We start from the raw sequence: 21,594 nt of genomic DNA on the forward strand, positions 1-21,594 counted from the left end.
TCAGAAATGAAAAAAATTCCCTTCTCTTCAGATGAAAGAAGAGAAGGGATGATCATAAATTACCGAATTATGGTGAAATTATTGGTGCTTGCTGAGGATATCAAATATGATCTTGGCATTATCTGTGTTGTCGATCAAACCGGCGAAGCGATGACTTGCCGGGCCGTAGGCATATACAGGAACATCCTCCCCTGTGTGTCCACCTGTGGTCCAGCCCGTAAACGAACGGCTATTAATAATGGCTTCAATGGCATTATCAATCTTCGTTACATCTGCACTTTTGGCTGCTTCTTTCACCGATTCAATCTCTTCCGCCTTTAACTCGAGTTTCAGATAACTTTTCAGTGTTTCTTCAACCGAAGCACCTTTCGCAATCTGTGCTGCCATAAAGTCTGGTGTTCGCAGTGCAGCTTTGATCGGGTCTACGAAAAAGTTGTATTCTCCGTCTTTTCCAAGCGTAAGTCCGCCCGTGGAGTGATCGGCAGTAGCCACGACAAGGGTTTCACCATCTTTTTTGGCAAAATCAATAGCTGCCTGAAATGCTGCTGCGAAATCTTCCATTTCACTCATCGCGCCAACGATATCATTATCATGTCCTGCCCAGTCGATCTGGCTGCCTTCAACCATTAGGAAGAACCCTTTATCGTTCGAACTGAGGCGATCAATCGCTGTATTGGTCATCTCAGCCAATGATGGCGTTGCAGCAGTACGATCAATCATCTTGTCCAATCCTCCATCGGCAAACAGTCCAAGAACTTGTTGATTCTTATCAGCGAGGAGAGCGGAACGATCCGTCACATAGCTGAATCCGGCCTTCTGGAACTCCTTCGTCAGGTCCCGACCCTCGCGTACAAAATTGGATTTCCCTCCACCCAGAAGTACATCCACCTTATGCTTGCCATTAATCAACTCATCATAATAATCGTCCGCAATGGCATCCATATTTTTTCGACTGATATCATGGGCACCAAATGCAGCTGGTGTGGCATGAGTGATCTCCGACGTAGCCACGAGTCCGGTGGACTTACCGTTTTCTTTGGCCTGCTCAAGTACGGTTTTGACTTCCTTCTGCTCAGGGTCAACCGCAATGGCCGCATTGTATGTTTTCACGCCCGCCGACATGGCCGTTGCTGCGGAAGCAGAATCCGTCACATTTTGTTTATCATCATCCGGATAGGTCATTTGTGCCCCAACCAGATAAGGGTCAAATACGGTTTTGTCCATGCCCTTCGTTGAAGGATCATCCTTCATATAACGGTAGGCCGAAGTATAAGAGGTCCCCATGCCATCCCCAATGAGGAAGATGATGTTCTTGATTTGTTTTTTCTCCACACTTACAGCTTGAACGGCACTTGCTTGTCCCGCAGACAAGAGAGTAGAAGCCGATACAGCCAGAGTCAGCGCTACCGCTGGTAATACTTTTTTGGATAATTTCACAATGATTCCTCCTCATCATATCTCGAAAACAAAAATGAATGCATGAATCTATATTCATTTGTTCATCATTAAAAAGGTTAGCATTCAATTGTAAATGAAAACCAAGAATTTTGTATACCTGAGGTAAAATAAACAAAATAAGGCGATGTATTGGACAATAGGGTTCCAGCGAAAGATTCACATGATCTACAACAGACGAGATTATAAAAATATACTCATTCCACTATTTTTGAAGTATGATACAACATAAGTAGAACGCTTTCATTTTTCAGTTAAAGTAAATCATTTAAACTCAATCTCATTTCAGGAGGCTTTTCCATTGACCACATCATCTTCAAATTATAATGGGTATCTATTTGTACATTTTATTGGCGAACAACCAGATGGAGAGCAGGTTTATTTCTCCTATAGCGAGGATGGTCTTCACTGGAAGGATCTTAATGGCGGATCACCTGTGCTGTTTTCTGACCTTGGAGAAAAAGGAGTACGGGACCCGTTTCTGATTCGTTCAGTCAAGGAAAATAAATTCTATCTGATTGCTACAGATCTGCGCATCGCAAGCGACAAAGGATGGACTCATGCCGTTAATGCCGGGAGCCGGGACGTAATTATATGGGAATCCAGCAATCTCGTGAATTGGTCATCCCCCTGGAACGTTACATTAGGAGTTGAGGGAGCTGGTTGTGTTTGGGCGCCCGAAGCGGTGTATGATGAAACAACAGATGAGTTTCTCGTATTTTGGGCTTCTGCAACGCAAGAGCCTCAGGAGCAAGAACGAAAGCAAAAAATATACAGCGCTCGCACAAAAGACTTTCGTACGTTCTCCGCATCGGAAAAATACATTGAGCGGGATAATCATATTATTGATACAACGATTCTTCCTTCGGGTGGTTGTTACTATCGATACTCCAAGGATGAAACAACCAAAAACATACGGGTAGAAAAAGGAGACTCTCTCGACAAAGAAGCGTTTGTTCCGCTGCAAGCCCCGATTCTGGAGGCTGTGGCAGGTGTGGAGGGACCTCAGATATTTAAATTCAATGACCGGGAAGAATGGTGCCTGATTGTTGATCGATTTGCTGAAGGCAAGGGTTATCTTCCTCTGCTGACTACAGATCTGGGAAGCGGAGAGTTCCGAATCGTTCCTGATGATGATTTTGATATGGGAAAGAACCAAAAGCGTCATGGAAGTGTCCTGCCCATCACAACTGAGGAGTGCAGCCGGCTTTTGGCTGCTTTCGGGGATGGTCATCAAGTGCTTCCTGGACAATATGCCGATCCAGATGTCGCACAGTTTGAGGATCGTTACTATATGTATCCGACAACAGATGGTTTCGAGGGGTGGTCGGGAACACAGTTCAAGGTGTTTTCTTCTTCAGACCTGAAGCATTGGCAAGACGAAGGTGTGATCCTTGATCTGGGGACAGAGGATGTCACCTGGGCAACCGGTAATGCCTGGGCACCGGCCATTGCAACCCGCAACGGGAAGTTCTATTTTTATTTCTGTGGCAAAATGCTGAATGGAGAGAGTGCCATCGGCGTTGCTGTAGCGGATACACCGATTGGGCCATTCCTGGCCGAGTCGCAGCCTTTGATCACAATGCAGCAGTTAAGACGTCTGGGTATCACCATGGGGCAAGCTATCGACCCTTCTATCTATACTGAAACGGATGGAAAATCGTATTTGCTATTCGGGAATGGACATGCTGCCATTGTGGAGCTTGGTGACGACATGACAAGTGTCTTAGAGGACACCATGAGCAATCTCTCAGGGCTCCATGATTTTCGTGAGGCGGTAACGGTGTTGAAGCGGGGCGGACTATACCACTTTACGTGGTCCTGTGATGATACGGGCAGTGAGAACTATCATGTGAATTACGGTACGTCAGAGCAATTATACGGTCCAATCACCTATCAATACCCGATTCTGAGCAAAAATGTGGAGAAAGGCATGCTGGGCACAGGTCATCACTGTATATTTAATGAGCCCGAAACTGATCAGTACCGGATAGCCTATCACCGTTTTGTCACGCCACTCTCCAGATTTTCCTCTGGAAAGGGTTATCACCGTGAAATATGTATTGATCTGCTTCTTTTCGGCAAGGACAGATTGATTCAGCCTGTTATACTCTAACATAAGACATTCATTTGAATCGTTATTTCATAATTGATCCAATATAAACGCCTGTCAAAAACTCGCTTTTAGCAGTGTTGACAGGCGTTTTTGACAATCATATCAATAAATCATATTTTGGAGGACATATACAGGAGTTGACACAGCTCGAACTGAGTTACTCGCCTTATTTTTCATGTCAAAGATCCCATGAATTATGTTGACTTCAAATTTTTAATATTATAATATAAGCATGCACTTATGTTTAACGGAAGGAGGAAGTGACATGGATTCCATTCAAAATGCAGCAGAAAAGATTAAATTGTTGGGCGATAAAACACGTCTTACGATCCTTACACTCCTCAAAGAACGTGAATGGTGTGTGTGTGAATTTGTAGAGATTTTAGACATGTCACAACCTGGAATTAGTCAGCATTTACGCAAGCTGAAGGATCAAGGCTTGGTTAAGGAGAATAAGCGTGGCCAGTGGGTATACTACTCTTTAAATGTAGAGAATACACCTTATATTAAATCTGTCTTGGAACTGATGCCGGACACGGCAACGATTCTTAAGTCTTTGAATAAAGAGAACTTTACATCCGGATGTAATTAATTTTTTATCAATATATAAGTATATTGTTATATACAAATATAAATCAGATGGCGGAACTGAAAGGGGGAAATATATTGTTTTCTACGCTGCTAGCGTGCATGATCTTTTTAATTACGCTAATCCTTGTCATCTGGCAGCCTAAGAACCTGTCCATTGGTTGGTCTGCTTGCGGCGGAGCAATTCTTGCTTTACTTGTGGGCGTGGTCGATCTTCATGACGTCTGGGATGTAACGCAAATCGTTTGGAATGCTACGCTTGCATTTGTCGCAATCATTCTGATTTCGTTAATTCTGGATCGTATCGGCTTTTTTGAATGGGCTGCCTTACATATGGCCAAAGCCGCTCATGGCAATGGTGTACGAATGTTTGTTTACGTCTCCATCCTGGGAGCAGTGGTTTCTGCTTTCTTTGCCAATGATGGAGGTGCACTGATACTGACACCAATTGTTCTAGCCATGGTACGTGCACTGAATTTTGATGAAAAGAGAGTATTTCCATTTATTATCGCCAGCGGATTTATTGCGGATACGACTTCCTTGCCGCTGGTTGTGAGTAACCTGGTTAACATTGTGTCTGCCGATTTCTTTGGTATTACGTTTATGGAGTACGCAGGAAGAATGTTTGTTCCGAATCTGTTCTCACTGGTGGCGAGTATTGGTGTACTGTATCTCTTTTTCCGCAAGAGTATTCCCAAACGATTTGATGCGAGTGAATTGAAACCTCCGGTAACTGCCCTTAAGGATATGAAGATGTTTCGGTTGTCGTGGGTGGTATTAGCGGTTCTTCTCATTGGATACTTTACCAGTGAATTTCTCGGAATCCCCGTATCCTTTGTGGCAGGTATTGTCGCGATATTCTTCCTGATCATGGCTTCCCGGAGTTCTGCTGTACCGACCGCATTGGTTGTCAAAGAAGCACCTTGGGCCATCGTATTTTTCTCCATCGGCATGTATGTCGTGATTTATGGTCTACGTAATGTAGGCTTGACCGATCTGTTGGCCGTAGTCATTCAGGCTGTAGCAGATCAAGGATTGTTTGCTGCAACAATGGGTATGGGCTTTATCGCGGCAATCATTTCATCCCTGATGAACAATATGCCTACCGTGTTGATTGATGCACTTGCCATCGATGCAACGACAGCAACAGGGACTGTTCGAGAGGCGCTTATCTATGCCAATATTATTGGCTCGGACTTAGGTCCCAAGATTACCCCGATTGGTTCACTCGCGACCCTGCTCTGGCTTCATGTACTTAGCACCAAAGGTGTCAAAATATCATGGGGCACTTACTTCAAGACAGGTATTATAATCACCATTCCGACTCTGCTTATTACCCTAGTGGGTCTGTATCTGTGGTTAATCATTTTATAACTTTAAATAACGAGGAGAGATAAACATGAGTAAAAAAACACTGTACTTCCTATGCACAGGTAATTCCTGCCGGAGTCAAATGGCCGAAGGCTGGGCCAAGAAATATCTGAGTGAGGACTGGGACATCTATAGCGCAGGAATAGAGGCCCACGGTCTGAATCCAAAAGCGGTTAAAGCCATGAACGAGGTTGATCTGGATATTTCGACTCAAACCTCGGACATCATTGAGTCAGAGTTGTTGAACAACGCTGATTTCGTAGTCACATTGTGTGGGGATGCCGCAGATAAATGTCCAATGACGCCTCCGCATGTGAAGCGGGAACACTGGGGATTTGATGATCCTGCCAAAGCGCAAGGTACAGATGAAGAGAAATGGGCCGTATTCCAAAGGGTCCGTGATCAGATCGGGGAGCGTATTAAAGCATTTGCTGAAACCGGAAAATAAATACAACCCTGCCTGAGCAGGATAATTGAATGAATACCGAGAGAATGCCACGATAAGTGGCATTTTTTTGTTCAAAAAAAATGAACGTTTCATTCAGAAACGGTTCTTTGACTTCCCCATAAGCCCAATATAGAGTGAAGACAAGGATGATGGTTGATTTAGTTGATTTAACTATAAAAATGAGAAGCATATTCCCCTTGACTTTCCCCTGCACGGGAAACTATATACTCGCATTATATTAATAGATTGGAGATGATATGTTGTTCAAAATCAGTGCATTTTCCAGGCTAAGTAGGGTTTCGTTAAAAACACTGCGTTATTATGACCAGATTGGCATACTTAAACCGAGAAAGGTAGATCACGACACGGGTTACCGTTACTATTCCGCAGATCAGCTTCTGGAGCTCAACCGAATCCTCATTTATAAAGAATTGGGGTTTACGTTGCCACAAATCACACAATTGCTACAGGAACATATTACATTGGAGAATATTCAAGGCATGTTTCAACTGAAAAAAAGCGAAATTCAGCAGATTATCGATACAGAACAAGCTAAACTCGTCCGAATTGAGGAACGCTTGCAGCTTATGGAGGAAGAGGGGCACGTCGAAACTGGGCAAGAAATCCGAATCAAAGAGGAAAGAGCTCGGCAGTTTCTTTTTCAGACTGGGTACGGGGGGGATGAGGATATTCCGAGTTTATTTCGTCATTTTGATCAGTCATTAACCAAAGAAATACGTCAAATGATCCAGGGGCCACAGGTTGTTTTGTGGAGAGAAATCCCCGGACAAGAGGAAAAGTTCGAATTGGAAATAGGTTATTTCTTAACTTGTGAGCTGCAATTACCTCCATATCCATTTCAACTCCGGACTCTTCCTGCAGAGCCCATGATGGCCACCATAGCTTATCGTTCCAATGCCACCTTTGCCTGCAAAGCCTGTGTTCATTTAGCTACATGGATTGAGAAAAATAACTATCAGATCAAGGAAAACGAAGCGGGTAGGGAACTATATTTACCCTTATCCCAAGAACAAGATGCACAATTCATAGAAATACAGATCCCAATACTAAATAGATAACTGAAGAAGACGGAGTGGAGTAAAGTGAAAAATAAATGGATCATATATATCTTGGCGTTAACTGTTTTTCTGATCGGAACGCTTGAGTACATCATTACAGGAGTCATTGAAATGATCGCCTCAGACTTGAGCGTGTCTACTTCCCAAGTGGGGTTACTGGTGACTGTATTCGCTCTGTCAGCCGCCATTATTGCCCCGATTCTCATTGCAATTACAATAAATATGGATCGCAAGAAGTTACTGTTGTCCACCCTCAGTGTGTTTATTGCCAGTAACGGGCTCATGCTTTTTAACCTTTCTTACGAAACTTTACTATGGGTACGAATAGTTCAAGGGGCTAGCGGAGGCATGGTTACTGTAGTAGCGATGGCCGTATCTACACGAATGGTTGAAAAAGAAAAGCGGGGCAATGCCATCGGCATCATTTTGATGGGGCTAAGCAGTTCGTTAGTGCTCGGTGTCCCAGTGGGTACATTTTTTAGTGAAAGGTTTGGATGGAGAGTTCTATTTGTATTGATTGGATTGTTAAGTGTTCTTCCATTACTTATTATCAACAAAAAGGTTCCGGTAATCAAAGAGGAAGAAAAGATCACCCTCAGAATGCAGCTCTCCATTTTAAAAAATCCACTCATTCTGACGGCCTTGCTTATTACGTTATTGTATATCGGCGGCTATTCAACACTGTTCACGTATATCACGCCGTTCTTGCAAGCTACATCCACACTTACCATGACCGAGATCAGCGGTGTTCTGTTTCTCGCGGGAATTTGCAGCTTTGTCGGATCAAAAGTGGGCGGACAATTGGCAGATGCAAAGGGATCAAAGTTTACAATTGGTCTAGGCCTTCTGTTACAAGGCGTAACTCTTCTTTTGTTTGCTCTAGCTGGAGTTAATCTTGTGATGTTAATCTTGGTTTTAATGATTTTTATGTTAGCCACGTGGAGCATATCTCCGGCCCAGCAACTATATCTGGTTACACTGGCACCTCGTAATCCTGATATTGCCCTTAGCGTCAATACGTCGTTTATCCAATTTGGTTTTGCACTGGGATCTGGATTAGGCGGGATTGTGATCAGTCGTACATCAGTCCTGTACTTAAATTGGTTGGGTTTTGGAGCTGTATGCATTGCTTTACTTCTTGTCATATTACTATTTAAGAACTTGAGAAGCAGGACGGAAACAACAGATCCAGTGTAATTTCAGTGATGGTAATTGTTGCTTCTAAAGTACTTGGTTTTGTTGAGATGCAATCATCCATTATATGTTAAATAAAAAAAGATCTCTTCAGCATTTACTGCATAAGAGATCTTTTGGGTGTATGACAAAGTTATAATGAGAATCATAGTACATCATCATGGCCGAATAGAGCATGAGTTTATTAGCAAATTGCTGATGTTTGTTCATCAATATCAAATTAAATGAGAGCGGAGATTATTATGCGAGAATATATCATCGGAATTGACTTGGGTGGAACCAACATTAAGTCCTCCATTTTCACCCTGGAGTTTCAAAAAATTCACGAAAGAAGCGACCCTACAGAGGCGGTAAAAGGACCGCTCCATGTATTAAACCGAATTGTACACATTATCCAAGAAATGCTGTCTTCTGAGGGGATTGAGCCAGCTTCTATTCTGTGCATGGGTATGGGCATTCCTGGATTATTAGATCCGGAGCTGGGACTATCCATATTTTCACCTAATTTTCCAGGTTGGGAAAACATTCAGGTCGTGAACTATATGAAAAATAATTTTGAATTTCCTGTTTACATCGACAATGATGTTCGGGTAAATCTGTATGGTGAATGGCAGTTTGGCGCAGGCACCGACTATAAAAACCTGATATTGATAACGTTAGGCACTGGTCTGGGATCTGGTATTGTCAATGAGGGAAAAGTCCTCTACGGTACTACATCAAGTGCAGGCGAGATCGGACATATGAATATGTACCGGGAGGGTCGTCCTTGTCGGTGTGGAAGTTCGGGCTGTCTGGGGAGATACGTGTCTGCGGTAGGAATCGTCAAGACCTTTACTGACAAGCTTGAGGAAGGGCGATCAAGTATGATTCTGAAATGGGTTGGAGAGGATTGGACGACAATTACTGCACGTATGATCTCGGAAGCATATGATCTTGGTGATTCACTTGCAATTGAAGTTATGCATGAGACCGGTAAGATTCTCGGATTTGGTCTATCCAATGTAATCAATCTGTTCAATCCGGAAGTAATTATTATTGGTGGAGGAATGTCGGCAGCCGGTGATCGATTGCTGAATACGGTGCGTGACACTGTTGAGAAACATTCGCTAAAGCTTTCATCCCATGCATGTAAAATAGTGCAAGCGAAATTAGGCGGACAAGCAGGGATGATTGGTGCGGCTGCATATGCCAAAAACAAGATGTCATTATAAAGTATCACAATATGATAATAGATCAATTATGCTTGAGAATATGTCATTGCATTATACAGGCTAAAACCTTAACTTAAAATGACAGCAGAGAACGCTAACAAACTCGTTGACGTATACCTTTTGGATGGCTAAAAAGTTAAGTGTAACTGCCCATTGGACAGAGCGAGAGAGTGAGATTTATCTCTCATTCTGTTATGTCAGCCGGGTTCTTTATGTCGTTTATGAATCGCTTGGGTGATACACCCGTCATTTGTTTGAATTGCCTGCAAAAATGCTCGACATTACGATACCCGCACCTGTCGGCGATCTCTGCAACCGTATATTGATGATGTCTGAGGTACTCTTTAGCTAACCGAATTCGGCTATGAATTACATCTTCCATACACGACACCCCAAAGGAGTTCTTATATACAAGCTGTAAGTATCCCGGACTAATATTCATGGTTTTGGCCATGGCAGCAACTGTCCATGGGTGACTCGGATTATTGTGAATCTCTGTTCGAAGCTTCATCAGAGGATAATGCTGCGGGCCAATACTCTCTTGAACGCAAGACTCCAACAGCTTGTTGAACAGCGTTCGTAATAAATAATCTATCGTTGATTCTCGGTTGTTTTTCTGGAAAGAATGCTCAGCAACAAGTAATTGAAACAGCTTGTGACAAAATTCAGGATCATCTAATGGAAATGGTTCGCCCTTCGGTAGGGAAGTTTCAGTTACATACATCTCATCACTTTCGAAACGAATCCAATCATTCACATATTGCTCCGTACAAGAGCGATAATATATTTTCTGATGAGGTGGATAGAGAACGGCACAATGAGGTGGATAATCTATCAATTTCCCGTCCACCCAGAACTGTGCAGGAGTCTGCGTAACAACTAACAGCCAGCAATCATGTCCTTCTGGAATATCAAACACAAACGGATGGTTATGGGCAGCATCATATTCGACGTAAAAAATCGTATTCATTGTTCTTCACCTTTACCATGCAGGTTATGGAATAAATAGAGACACTTATGGAACATTGTAGTTGTTCTCTATTATACGAAAGTAATCGTAAGTGTAATAGATGGTCTATCAATTTATATAAGGAGTGTGCATTGAATGAATAAACAAGGTTTGAATCCATACCTTCCATCCTGGGAATATGTCCCCGACGGCGAGCCTTATGTATTCAATGAACGAGTGTATGTGTATGGTTCACATGACCGTTTTAACGGACATGCCTTCTGTCTGAACGATTATGTATGCTGGTCTGCACCCGTGAATGACCTTGGGGATTGGCGAAATGAAGGGGTAATCTACCAAAAAACTGATGACCCCCTTAATCCAAATGGTCATATGTGCCTGTATGCGCCAGATGTTACGCGGGGTCCCGATGGACGGTATTATCTGTATTATGTGTTGGATAAGGTACCCGTTGTTTCGGTGGCTGTATGTGATACACCTGCTGGCAAATATGAATTCTATGGGTATGTACAATATGCTGACGGCACTCGTCTCGGCGAAAGAGATGGGGATGAGCCGCAGTTCGATCCCGGCGTGATGACTGAAGGACCGCATACCTATCTGTATACCGGTTTTTGTGCACCTGGAGACCCATCAAGACATGGTGCGATGGCCACGATGTTAGGTTCAGATATGCTGACGATTGTGGAAGAACCCGTATTCGTAGCACCGAGCGAACCTTACAGTAAGGGCAGCGGTTATGAGGGCCATGAATTTTTCGAAGCGCCTTCCATCCGCAAGAGAGGGGATACCTACTACCTCGTATATTCCTCTATCGTTATGCATGAATTATGTTATGCCACCAGCCTGTTTCCAAATAGAGGATTTACATATCAGGGCGTCATCGTAAGCAACTGTGATCTCCATATCGACTCCTACAAACCTGCTGACAAACCCATGTATTATGGAGGCAATAACCATGGCAGCATTGTAGAGATCAACGGAGACTGGTATGTTTTCTATCACCGTCATACCAATGGTGACGCATTCAACCGCCAGGGCTGTATTGAGAAGATATCATTTGAAGAGGACGGCAGCATTCCTCAGGTGGAAATGACCTCCTGCGGCTCAAACGGTAGACCGTTGGAGGGAAGAGGCGAGTACCCTGCGTATCTTGCATGCAATCTTTTTACCCAAGAGGATCAAAGGTATACTGGGGGGTTCGGGGCAGGAGCCTGGCTGGACAGCCGATTTCCGAAGATCACCCAGGATGGAAGAGATGGTGATGAAGAGATCGGTTATATTGCCAACATGGTTGAATCCGCAACGGCAGGGTTTAAGTATTTTGATTGCAAAGGGATTCGCCAAATCTCGATCAAGGTGCGTGGATATTGTAACGGGGTATTCGAGGTCAAAACAGCATGGGACGGTCCTGCACTGGGTACAATACCGGTACATTTCACTAATCATTGGAAACCCTATACAGCCGAAATTAATATTCCGGATGGTATACAGGCGTTGTATTTTACATATCGGGGTTCGGGAAGTGCGAGCCTCGCTGCATTTATTTTAGCGTAAAAGTTACAACAGAACATCGAATACCTGAGAAAGATAGAGCAGCTTCTGGACATCCAGTAGCTGCTTTTTGTATTGGTTAGCTTCATGCGGCTCAGAGATTGCTGCATCTCAGTCATCTGAATGTGTGGCTTCACCATTCTGCTGCGAATGACTGCGAAATTCACTTGGCGCGATGCCTGTCCACCGCTTGAACTGGCGGCTGAAATGCGCATTGGTCTTATACCCCAGCATCATCGCAATATGGTCTATGTTCAGGTCGGTTTGTTTTAACAAGCGCTGTGCTTCATTTAGAAGAGTTTCAGATAGAAACTTGCGCGGAGCGATGCCGTATACCTGCCGAAAAATACGATTAACCTGTGACGGGCTAATGCTCAGCGACTTGGCAATATCTTGAATCCAGGTTCGCTCGCTCTCCTGAATTTCCCCATGAAGATGGATATATCTCACCGAATCCTCAATGTGCTCAGCAATCTGATGGGCAATGGTTTCTTTTCTCGACAACGTAACGGATGCTTGCTGAGATAATTGTCCGACCAGGGAACCGAGCAGTTCGAACACAGCGGCATGTACCTTCATCTGTTTGGAAGAGGATAGCGAACTCGACAAATGCTCTGTGGCCAGATTATATAAGGTAGACAGGGAAGAGGACAGCCCCAGAGCCAAATTTGAATTTGCCGGATAATAGATGTCTTTGCAACGGTTGAGTTCTCTGCAAAAGGACGTATCCTGTACACTGAAATGCACGGAAAAGTATGTGAACCCCTCCGGTCCGGCACCCGTACAGGAATGCGTCATACCAGGGCGAATGAACAGAAGATCGCCTACAGTCTGACTGTATAACTGTCCGTTAACAACCATATTCATCTGGCCGTCCATCATCCAGTGCACTTCATACATTGAATGCTCATGAGATGGATACGTCCAGGTTGAATCCACTTTTCTTGCATGTAGCCCCAATAATTGAAAAGACATGCGAACATCAGGCAGACGACCCAAATACACGGCTTCCGAAAGCTTGGCCACAGCACCCCAACCTCCTTATCCTTCTATACTCCAACATCTTATCATTTCGTTGATATCCACTGAACTGAGAATACACACAGGGACGAGAGATGAGTACATCATCCTTGGTTCATCTAATCTAGATTTATCTTAACAGAAAAAAAATGCGTGAAAAGGGTAATTCGTTGGAGTGATTAGAACATCGTCACGAAACCTGGCTGGTGCTAAGGTAATATTATCAACCCAATAGGGAGAATGGGGGCAAGCTTGAATGCGAATTATTCGATTTCTGGACGGGCAACAAAAGTGGCTGGCAGCCGTTACGGATGATGAAAAAGCCTATCGTTTGCCGCAAGCCGATTTTATGACTTTGATCCATCAAGCAAAAGAACAAGGGATATCACCTGTTCAACTTATTGAAAGCGCTTTTAAACCATTAAACAAGCTGACGGATGATTGGACTACCTTACACCTGATCACACCAGTGGATGCCCCGGAAGTATGGGCGGCAGGTGTTACGTATCAACGAAGCAGGGAAGCGAGAAATTATGAAGCGACGGATGGAAAAATGGATGCAATGACCTTTTACGATAAGGTATACGATGCGGAAAGACCCGAAATCTTCTTTAAATCCACGGCAGCACGAACGGTAGGTCCGAATGATGCCGTCACGCTCCGAAGCGACTCCACATGGCAGATCCCGGAGCCTGAGCTTGGATTGGTGCTTGCGGGTGACGGAAGTATTGTAGGATACATTGCCGGTAATGACATGAGCTGCCGTGATATTGAAGGGGAGAATCCGCTGTATCTGCCACAAGCCAAAATGTGGCGCAACTCCTGCTCCATCGGTCCGGCTATCCGATTGGCAGAAACGGTGCAGAATCCCTACGCATTCAGCATTGTCTGCGAAATTTATCGCGCAGGTGAACTGGTTGTTAAGAGCGAGGCAAACACAAGTGAATTAAACCGTAAGCTGGATGAATTGGTCTCTTTTTTAGCAAGGGACAATGATTTGTTTGACGGTACGGTTCTTTTGACAGGTACAAGTATCGTTCCCCCTAATGAATTTACACTTGAACCCGGAGACCGGATTGAAATATCCATTAGTGATATCGGGACACTCGTGAATTCTGTTATTTCAAACTAATCTATAAGGAGGATAAGGCTATGACCGCATTTCAAGTGGAGCAGACGTACAACAATTATATTAACGGAGAATGGGTGAAGGCCACATCTGGTGAGACCGAACCGAGCATCAATCCTGCGAATCGGAAGGAAGTTGTCGGCTATGTACCCACTTCCGGCGTAGAGGATTTGAACCGGGCTGTCGCAGCGGCGAAGGAAGCAGCAAAAAAATGGCGGAGATTATCGGGTGCAGAACGCGGCAACTATCTATTTCAGGCAGCAAATGTGCTGGAACGTCGGGCCGATGAAGTTGCAGAGGCGATGACCAGGGAAATGGGCAAAACACTTCCTGAAGCCAAAGGAGAGACGATGCGCGGTGTCGCGATCTTAAGGTATTACGCCGGAGAAGGCATGCGAAAAACAGGGGACGTTATCCCCTCGACAGACAGTGAAGCGCTGATGTTTACGACTCGTGTACCCCTTGGCGTAGTAGGAGTTATTGCCCCTTGGAATTTCCCTGTAGCCATTCCGATTTGGAAAATGGCTCCGGCCTTAATCTATGGCAATACAGTTGTGTTGAAGCCGGCTCAGGAAACTGCGGTCACTGCGGCTAAAGTCATGGAATGTTTTGAAGAGGCGGGTATCCCGGCAGGCGTTATTAATCTGATTTGCGGCAGAGGCTCAGTGATCGGTTCAGCACTTGCCGAGCATCCGGATGTGGGAGGAATAACGTTCACGGGTTCCAATGAAGTGGGGAAACGGGTCGGTGCTGCAGCGCTAGCACGTGGGGCCAAGTATCAACTCGAGATGGGTGGCAAAAACCCGATCATCATTGCAGCTGACGCTGACCTGGATTTGGCTGTCGAAGCCACCATCAGTGGTGGATTGAAATCAACAGGGCAAAAATGTACAGCTACCAGTAAGGTCATCATTGAACGAAACGTATACGATGCCTTTAAAGAAAAACTGCTCTCGCAAATCCAGGAAATTCGGCTGGGTGACGGCATGTCTGCTGGAAGCTGGATGGGTCCATGTGCGAGTGAAGGACAACTCAATACGGTGCTGAGTTATATCCAAAAAGGTCAGGATGAAGGTGCCGTTCTGCTTGCTGGCGGAAAAAGAGGAGACGGTCCCGGACTGGAAGAGGGATTCTATGTGCAACCGACTGTATTTGAAGGGGTCGAATCCCATATGTCCATTGCCCGGGAAGAAATCTTCGGTCCGGTTCTGGCCTTAATTGCAGTAGATTCCCTGGAGGAAGCGATTGAAGCGGCGAATGACAGCGACTACGGCTTAAGTGCTTCCATCTATACTCAGAACGTAGGGGCGATGCTGTCCTTCATCCGGGACATGGATGCAGGACTTGTCAGAATTAATGCAGAAACGGCCGGCGTAGAGCTGCAAGCTCCGTTCGGTGGAATGAAGATGTCAAGTTCACATTCCAGAGAACAGGGGCAAGCGGCTATCGAGTTTTTCACCGCCATCAAAACGGTCTTCGTGAAGTCATAAACTGTGGGGGGCTATCATGCACGAACAGATTACGTCGATTATGGGGGAGAAGGAAGCCAACTGCTTCGATATCATAGCACATGCTCCAGGGGCTGCCGGACGGCTGCCATTAACGGATGATTTACTGCGAAATGCTCCAAGTGGCGACTTGTTCGGCATGTCCCAGAATGTTGGAATGGGATGGAAACCTGGGGAATTGAACGGAAAACAATTTCTGATCTTAAGTACACAAGGCGGCATTCGCAACGAGGATGGTAGTCCCACAGCCCTCGGTTACCATACGGGTCACTGGGAGGTCGGTCTACTGATGAAAGCTGCCGCAGAAGAACTGTCAAGCCGAGGAGGAATCCCGTTTGCCGGCTATGTCAGTGATCCGTGTGACGGCAGATCACAGGGAACGACCGGCATGTTCGACTCGCTTCCTTACCGGAACGATGCTGCCATGGTATTTCGCAGACTGATTCGCTCGCTGCCGACACGTAAAGGGGTGCTGGGTGTCGCTACTTGTGACAAAGGTCTACCGGCAATGATGCTCGCGCTTGCCGGTATGCCGCAATTGCCTGGTGTAATTGTTCCCGGTGGCGTCACGCTTCCACCTACCGATGGAGAGGACGCTGGTAAAATTCAGACCATCGGTGCACGATACGTCAGCGGGGAACTTTCGCTCGAAATGGCGTCGGACTTAGGATGCCGCGCGTGCGCTACACCGGGAGGAGGCTGTCAGTTTCTAGGTACCGCCGCAACAGCCCAGGTCGTAGCAGAGGCCATGGGCATGACAGTACCACATGCCGCGCTTGCACCTTCCGGGCAGCCCGTCTGGATTGAAATGGCGCGCCAATCGTCACGCGCACTCATCCATATGGAGTCTCAGGGAATGAGGATGGCAGACATCGTCACGGATGCATCCATTCGCAATGCCATGACCGTGCACGCTGCGTTTGGCGGATCGACCAATCTGCTTCTTCACATACCGGCGATAGCCCATGCGGCTGGTTTAACCGTGCCTACGGTACAGGACTGGATACAGGTCAACAAGAATGTTCCAAGGCTGGTTAGTGCCCTGCCTAACGGTCCCATCTTTTACCCGACCATTCGCGTCTTTCAGGCCGGAGGTGTACCAGAGGTTATGCTTCACCTCAGACAGCTTGGTCTGTTGGATGAGTCTGTACCAACGGTTACAGGGACGTCATTGGGACAGGTGCTGGATTGGTGGGAATCGTCGGAACGCCGTCATCTCATGCGGAAGCAGTTGAAAGAGCAGGACGGCATCGATCCGGACAGTGTCATCATGAGTGTAGAACACGCCCAGCAGCTTGGCATCTCTTCGACCGTAACATTTCCAACCGGAAACATCGCTCCGGAAGGTTCTGTCATCAAATCCACCTCTATTGATCCTGCTGTGCTGGATGAGAATGGCGTGTACCGTCATCGTGGCAGAGCCAAGGTATTTACCACCGAACGCGAGGCGATCCGTGCGATTAAGACCGGAGGTATCTCGGCTGGGGATGTGGTCGTGCTGCTCGGACGAGGTCCATCCGGAACAGGAATGGAGGAGACGTACCAGTTAACCTCTGCGCTTAAGCATTTGTCTTTTGGCAAATACGTGTCACTGATTACGGATGCCCGGTTCTCCGGTGTTTCCACCGGTGCGTGTATTGGTCATGTTGGCCCCGAAGCGCTGGCAGGCGGACCAATTGGCAAGCTGCGGAACGGAGATCTGATTGACATCGTGGTGGATCGGAGCACGCTGGAGGGCAGCATTAACTTTGTCGGAGAAGGAGAAATTGAGGTTTCGCCGGAAGAAGGTGCTCTCATCCTGGCACAAAGGACCTTCCATCCGGATATGCGGCCTGATGAAGCTTTGCCGGACGATACAAAGCTCTGGGCTGCGCTGCAATCTGTCAGCGGCGGAACATGGAGAGGCAATGTATACGATGTAGAGCGAATTATAACTGCTCTGGAAGCCGGCAAAAAAGCGCTGGGCTGGTACTGATTTCTACCTTTCGTGTATCTGCTGTTGTACAGATCATCACTTTCATACCGGAGGTTTCTTCCATGAACAGTATCAAGAAAATGATCACCAATCCCATCCTCCCCGGATTTCATCCAGATCCGTCCATATGCCGGGCGGGAGAAGATTATTATATCGCCACGTCCACCTTCGAATGGTTCCCCGGTGTACGCATACACCATTCGCGAGATCTGGTTCATTGGCGACCAATCGCTTCACCGCTGACTCGTGCAACGCAGTTGAACATGGAGGGCAACATTAACTCCGGAGGTGTATGGGCGCCATGTCTCAGTTATGACAACGGCGTGTTTTACCTGATCTACACCGATGTCAAAAGCCGGGTAGGCGCCTTTAAAGACACTCACAATTACCTTGTGACAGCAACCGATATTGAAGGGCCTTGGTCCGAACCGATATATCTCAACAGTAGCGGTTTTGATCCTTCCCTGTTTCATGATGAGGACGGACGGAAGTGGCTGGTCAATATGATATGGGATCACCGCAAGGGCAAAAACCGGTTTGCAGGCATCGTTCTGCAGGAGTATTCGGTTGGGGAGCAAAAGCTGGTCGGGCCAGCCAAGAACATTTTTGAAGGAACCGCTTTAGGATTAACCGAAGCACCTCATCTGTATAAACACAAGGACTATTATTATCTCATTACGGCTGAAGGGGGAACCGGTTATGAGCATGCGGTTACAGTAGCACGTTCCCGGACACTACAAGGCCCTTACGAGGTTGATCCTGCCAATCCGATCCTTACTTCATATGGCAGAACGGATTTGGTTCTGCAGAAGGCAGGCCACGGCAGTCTTGTTGAAACACATACCGGCGAATGGTACATGGCTCATCTGGTTGGACGACCCGTTCATCAAAAATATTGCATTCTTGGACGTGAGACCGCACTTCAGCCGTGTACGTGGAGCGAGGACGGCTGGCTGAGGCTTGCGAGCGGTAACCGGTATCCCGAGGTCCAGGTCATTGCACCGAAGATTACGGCACATCCGTTTGAACCGTTAGCTGAAATGGATCATTTTGATCAATCCGAGCTTCGGAATGACTGGAATACTCTTCGCATTCCACCCGACCCGACTTGGCTCAGCTTGTCGGAACGTCCCGGTTACTTGCGCTTGCACGGTATGGAGTCGATGAGTTCAACACATAGGCAAAGCATGATCGCGCGAAGATTGCAAACGTTTGAGTGTGAAGCCGAAACAGTTCTGGAATTTGCGCCGGATCATCCACAGCAGATGGCAGGATTGATTTTGTACTACGATACCAAGGACTATCTCTATTTACGTGTAACTTATCATGAAGAGAAGGGGCTGTGCTTAGGAATTATTCAGTCCAAGTACGGGATGTATGACGAACTGTTGGAGGATATTCCGCTAGAGTCGGTGAATACGCTTCGCTTAAAAGCAGTGGTTGATCATGATCGCGCCCGCTTTTACTATGCGTTAAATAAGGATTCATCCTGGAATCATGTAGGCGAGTGGGTTGATATCACACATCTGTGCGATGAATCTCCGGAGTATATTCGGTTTACGGGAACCTACATCGGACTTTGTGTGCAGGATCTCGGTGGAACTCGAAAACATGCCGATTTTGATTACTTTGTGTATAGAGAAACAAAGCATGAAGTGAATGCATTAAGCCATATAGATTCTGCGGATGGTGTGTCTGGAGAGTTATCAAGAAATTAGAAGATTGTGTGATATTGCCCAAATGTTATAAGGTGAACTCGTGATAAAATATTTCTATTCGGATAAAGCAGCGCTCCCTTGTGAAGGGGGCGCTGCTTTATAAAATAGGGATGAATAACTACATAATAATATGATATTATGTTTGTCGGTAACAGGTCGAATATAATAGTTGGAGGCATATTATGAAATTATATAAAGTTGTTCAACCCCATAATTCAAACTATCCTGATCCCATCGTTTTAGCTAAAGGAGATACGGTCCTATATGGGAGAGAAGATACTGAATTCCCCAACTGGATTTTCTGTGAATCCGTACATTCTAAAAAAAGCGGCTGGGTACCGAAGCAAATATTAAGCACTCCCAATGAAGAACAGATCGCGACTGCATTATCAGATTATTCAGCACACGAATTAACCGTAAAACCCGGTATCATCGTTACAAAAGAATTTGAACTAAATGAATGGAGTTTTGTTCATACCGCAGAGGGTGAAAAGGGCTGGTTACCAAATAAGGTATTGATTCCATCCGAATAATAATGTAAGGCATAGAGAAACTTACTCTAGATCATAAATGGGGATATTTCGCAGTTGTAATGGTCTAGTTCGTGATTAGGCATGCATTTACCTTGAGGATTTTATTCCTTTCGTGTAATGCATGCCCGTTTTTTATTTGTGCTGTAAATCCCTTGTGATTTTGCGTCCCGTTGGTGTCTGAGCGAGGCCACCGCCGGCTGTTTCGCGAAGGGATTCGGGCATGGCTGATCCGACCTCCAGCATAACCTGTACTACTTCATCCGAAGGGATAATGCTGCGTACGCCAGCAAGAGCCATATCGGCAGCTCCCAGCGCTGTAATCGCCCCAAATCCGTTGCGAACAATACAAGGGATTTCAACCAAGCCAGCAACCGGATCACAAATCAGGCCAAGCGTGTTTTTCAGAGCAAGTCCAACGGCGTGGATAGACTGAGAAGGGGACCCGCCTCGGATTTCCACCAATGCACCAGCTGCCATCCCGATGGCAGAACCTACTTCAGCCTGACAGCCACCTTCCGCACCAGAGATGAACGAATTGTTGGCAATGACGTAACCAATAGCTCCAGATGCGAACAGACCATAGACCATTTGTTCATCCGTCCATCCAAACCGCTCCTGACTGCTAATAAATACCCCGGGAATAATGCCGCAAGAACCCGCCGTCGGTGTAGCAATAATTCGGCCCATGGAAGCGTTGACCTCGGACACCGCAAGCGCGTAACTCATCGACAGACTGGCATGGTCGCCAAGCAAGGGTTGCCCATCTGCACGGTAAGCCATCAGTTTGCGGGCATCTCCGCCAGTCAATCCGCTTTTGGAAGTTGTATCGGTGTGAAGACCTTGATGAACTGCACTTTTCATAATTCCGTAATACTCACGCATTTGGCCGAAAACTGCGTCCTTGTTTTCGCCAGACTCATGACATTGCTCTTCCAACATAAGCTGGCCGAGGCGGAGGTTGCGGGTCTCCGCCAATTCAGCAAGTTGTTTTAAAGTTCGGAAATTCATTGGCGCAAGCTCCTTTTTGGTATAACTGAAGTTAGATATTTAAGCTAAAGAGAGAGTAGAGTGACTTCCTGAACCTCTCGAATGGCTTCGATTTGTTGGACCACGGCAGAATTCATCTTGCCATCGCATTCCAGCACCATCATGGCCTCACCGCGTCGGTTCTTTCGATCCACAGACATATGTCCAATATTGATGCGATTATCCACGAGCAGTCGAGTAACGACAGCAATGACACCAGGTTCATCGCTGTGACGAATGATGAGAGTAGGATAGAGCGCCGTCAACTTCAGGTTGTAGCCGTTGATTCGGACGATTTCGATATTTCCCCCACCGATCGACGTGCCTACCATATTCAATGTGCGATCTCCTGCAGCGTTGGTTAATGCAATCTCGACCGTGTTCGGATGAGGGTACAGGCCTGTCCCCGGACGGATGATGGTTTTCATACCAACAGTCTCTGCATGGGCAAATGCATCAGGAAGTCCGGGGTCATCCGTGTCCATGTCCAGCAGACCGCCGACAATGGCGGTGTCGGTTCCATGTCCTTTATACGTTGCGGCAAAAGAACCAAACATGAGTATCTCCGCATGTGAAGGACATTCCCCGAACAGATGTCTAGCCGTCCGTCCAATCCGTGCAGCTCCAGCGGTATGGGAGCTTGAAGGTCCAACCATGGCTGGACCGATAATCGAAAATACGTCTTTGAACCTCACAGTC

The 21,594-nt window shown here is 46.2% G+C and carries 18 protein-coding genes; 13 read left to right on the forward strand and 5 right to left on the reverse strand.

Annotation, left to right across the window (positions count from 1 at the left end; translation table 11 throughout):
• Positions 1-78: 78 nt before the first annotated feature.
• Entirely contained in the window at positions 79-1,440 is a 1,362-nt protein-coding gene (locus MKY85_RS15150) for an alkaline phosphatase (protein ID WP_342573388.1), read from the reverse strand.
• A 316-nt stretch (positions 1,441-1,756) separates the two neighbouring features.
• Between MKY85_RS15150 and MKY85_RS15155 the strand changes: the two genes are divergently transcribed.
• From MKY85_RS15155 to MKY85_RS15185, 7 genes are all read left to right on the forward strand, one after another.
• A complete protein-coding gene (locus MKY85_RS15155; RefSeq protein ID WP_342569913.1) occupies positions 1,757-3,571 on the forward strand; it encodes a family 43 glycosylhydrolase in 1,815 nt (604 codons plus the stop codon).
• Between the two features lie 265 nt (positions 3,572-3,836).
• The gene (locus tag MKY85_RS15160; RefSeq protein ID WP_339255268.1) at positions 3,837-4,163 is read left to right on the forward strand and encodes a metalloregulator ArsR/SmtB family transcription factor; all 327 of its coding nucleotides are present in this window, start codon (positions 3,837-3,839) and stop codon (positions 4,161-4,163) included.
• A 47-nt stretch (positions 4,164-4,210) separates the two neighbouring features.
• A complete protein-coding gene (locus MKY85_RS15165) occupies positions 4,211-5,533 on the forward strand; it encodes an arsenic transporter (RefSeq protein WP_342569916.1) in 1,323 nt (440 codons plus the stop codon).
• 25 nt (positions 5,534-5,558) lie between these two features.
• Positions 5,559-5,978: an arsenate reductase (thioredoxin) gene (gene arsC, locus MKY85_RS15170; protein WP_342569918.1), complete on the forward strand. Its 420-nt coding sequence runs from the start codon at positions 5,559-5,561 to the stop codon at positions 5,976-5,978.
• A 260-nt stretch (positions 5,979-6,238) separates the two neighbouring features.
• A complete protein-coding gene (locus tag MKY85_RS15175) occupies positions 6,239-7,057 on the forward strand; it encodes a helix-turn-helix domain-containing protein (RefSeq protein ID WP_342573389.1) in 819 nt (272 codons plus the stop codon).
• Positions 7,058-7,081: 24 nt separating this feature from the next.
• The gene (locus MKY85_RS15180) at positions 7,082-8,254 is read left to right on the forward strand and encodes an MFS transporter (protein ID WP_342569920.1); all 1,173 of its coding nucleotides are present in this window, start codon (positions 7,082-7,084) and stop codon (positions 8,252-8,254) included.
• A 239-nt stretch (positions 8,255-8,493) separates the two neighbouring features.
• Positions 8,494-9,462: an ROK family protein gene (locus MKY85_RS15185; protein WP_342569921.1), complete on the forward strand. Its 969-nt coding sequence runs from the start codon at positions 8,494-8,496 to the stop codon at positions 9,460-9,462.
• A gap of 184 nt (positions 9,463-9,646) precedes the next feature.
• On the opposite strand, the gene MKY85_RS15190 is transcribed toward MKY85_RS15185, so the two are convergent.
• Positions 9,647-10,432, reverse strand: coding sequence for an AraC family transcriptional regulator (locus MKY85_RS15190; RefSeq protein WP_339255286.1), 786 nt, complete (start codon positions 10,430-10,432; stop codon positions 9,647-9,649).
• 135 nt (positions 10,433-10,567) lie between these two features.
• Here MKY85_RS15190 and MKY85_RS15195 point away from each other — a divergent pair, with 135 nt between their 5' ends.
• Positions 10,568-11,989: a family 43 glycosylhydrolase gene (locus MKY85_RS15195; protein WP_342569922.1), complete on the forward strand. Its 1,422-nt coding sequence runs from the start codon at positions 10,568-10,570 to the stop codon at positions 11,987-11,989.
• 108 nt (positions 11,990-12,097) lie between these two features.
• Here the strand turns inward: MKY85_RS15195 and MKY85_RS15200 are convergent, their stop codons facing one another.
• The gene (locus MKY85_RS15200; RefSeq protein ID WP_339233587.1) at positions 12,098-13,012 is read right to left on the reverse strand and encodes an AraC family transcriptional regulator; all 915 of its coding nucleotides are present in this window, start codon (positions 13,010-13,012) and stop codon (positions 12,098-12,100) included.
• 250 nt (positions 13,013-13,262) lie between these two features.
• On the opposite strand from MKY85_RS15200, the gene MKY85_RS15205 reads away from it, so the two are divergent.
• The 5 genes from MKY85_RS15205 (at position 13,263) to MKY85_RS15225 (ending at position 19,869) form a co-directional block, all read left to right on the forward strand.
• Positions 13,263-14,138: a fumarylacetoacetate hydrolase family protein gene (locus MKY85_RS15205; RefSeq protein WP_342569925.1), complete on the forward strand. Its 876-nt coding sequence runs from the start codon at positions 13,263-13,265 to the stop codon at positions 14,136-14,138.
• 20 nt (positions 14,139-14,158) lie between these two features.
• Positions 14,159-15,625: an alpha-ketoglutaric semialdehyde dehydrogenase GucD gene (gene gucD, locus MKY85_RS15210; protein WP_339255296.1), complete on the forward strand. Its 1,467-nt coding sequence runs from the start codon at positions 14,159-14,161 to the stop codon at positions 15,623-15,625.
• A 16-nt stretch (positions 15,626-15,641) separates the two neighbouring features.
• Positions 15,642-17,618: a YjhG/YagF family D-xylonate dehydratase gene (locus MKY85_RS15215; RefSeq protein WP_342569927.1), complete on the forward strand. Its 1,977-nt coding sequence runs from the start codon at positions 15,642-15,644 to the stop codon at positions 17,616-17,618.
• A 62-nt stretch (positions 17,619-17,680) separates the two neighbouring features.
• The gene (locus tag MKY85_RS15220; protein ID WP_342569928.1) at positions 17,681-19,336 is read left to right on the forward strand and encodes a glycoside hydrolase family 43 protein; all 1,656 of its coding nucleotides are present in this window, start codon (positions 17,681-17,683) and stop codon (positions 19,334-19,336) included.
• Positions 19,337-19,518: 182 nt separating this feature from the next.
• Positions 19,519-19,869 carry an SH3 domain-containing protein gene (locus MKY85_RS15225; protein ID WP_339255301.1) on the forward strand — a complete coding sequence of 117 codons (351 nt, stop codon included), beginning with the start codon at positions 19,519-19,521 and terminating at the stop codon, positions 19,867-19,869.
• A 132-nt stretch (positions 19,870-20,001) separates the two neighbouring features.
• Here the strand turns inward: MKY85_RS15225 and sdaAA are convergent, their stop codons facing one another.
• Together sdaAA and sdaAB are read right to left on the reverse strand one after the other, a co-directional pair.
• On the reverse strand, positions 20,002-20,877 hold the full coding sequence (gene sdaAA / locus MKY85_RS15230; protein WP_342569929.1) for an L-serine ammonia-lyase, iron-sulfur-dependent, subunit alpha: 876 nt from the start codon (positions 20,875-20,877) through the stop codon (positions 20,002-20,004).
• Positions 20,878-20,921: 44 nt separating this feature from the next.
• The gene (sdaAB, locus tag MKY85_RS15235; RefSeq protein WP_342569930.1) at positions 20,922-21,590 is read right to left on the reverse strand and encodes an L-serine ammonia-lyase, iron-sulfur-dependent subunit beta; all 669 of its coding nucleotides are present in this window, start codon (positions 21,588-21,590) and stop codon (positions 20,922-20,924) included.
• Positions 21,591-21,594 lie beyond the last annotated feature (4 nt).

This window comes from Paenibacillus sp. FSL R5-0749 (assembly GCF_038595085.1).
Taxonomy (GTDB): Bacteria; Bacillota; Bacilli; order Paenibacillales; family Paenibacillaceae; genus Paenibacillus.

Coding starts and splice junctions, on each gene's coding strand:
- MKY85_RS15185 (WP_342569921.1), top strand. CDS start 8,494: ATGCGAGAATATATCATCGGAATTGACTTGGGTGGAACCAACATTAAG.
- arsC (WP_342569918.1), top strand. CDS start 5,559: ATGAGTAAAAAAACACTGTACTTCCTATGCACAGGTAATTCCTGCCGG.
- MKY85_RS15195 (WP_342569922.1), top strand. CDS start 10,568: ATGAATAAACAAGGTTTGAATCCATACCTTCCATCCTGGGAATATGTC.
- gucD (WP_339255296.1), top strand. CDS start 14,159: ATGACCGCATTTCAAGTGGAGCAGACGTACAACAATTATATTAACGGA.
- MKY85_RS15165 (WP_342569916.1), top strand. CDS start 4,211: ATGGCGGAACTGAAAGGGGGAAATATATTGTTTTCTACGCTGCTAGCG.
- MKY85_RS15160 (WP_339255268.1), top strand. CDS start 3,837: ATGGATTCCATTCAAAATGCAGCAGAAAAGATTAAATTGTTGGGCGAT.
- sdaAA (WP_342569929.1), bottom strand. CDS start 20,877: ATGAATTTCCGAACTTTAAAACAACTTGCTGAATTGGCGGAGACCCGC.
- MKY85_RS15190 (WP_339255286.1), bottom strand. CDS start 10,432: ATGAATACGATTTTTTACGTCGAATATGATGCTGCCCATAACCATCCG.
- MKY85_RS15215 (WP_342569927.1), top strand. CDS start 15,642: ATGCACGAACAGATTACGTCGATTATGGGGGAGAAGGAAGCCAACTGC.
- MKY85_RS15220 (WP_342569928.1), top strand. CDS start 17,681: ATGAACAGTATCAAGAAAATGATCACCAATCCCATCCTCCCCGGATTT.
- MKY85_RS15225 (WP_339255301.1), top strand. CDS start 19,519: ATGAAATTATATAAAGTTGTTCAACCCCATAATTCAAACTATCCTGAT.
- MKY85_RS15205 (WP_342569925.1), top strand. CDS start 13,263: ATGCGAATTATTCGATTTCTGGACGGGCAACAAAAGTGGCTGGCAGCC.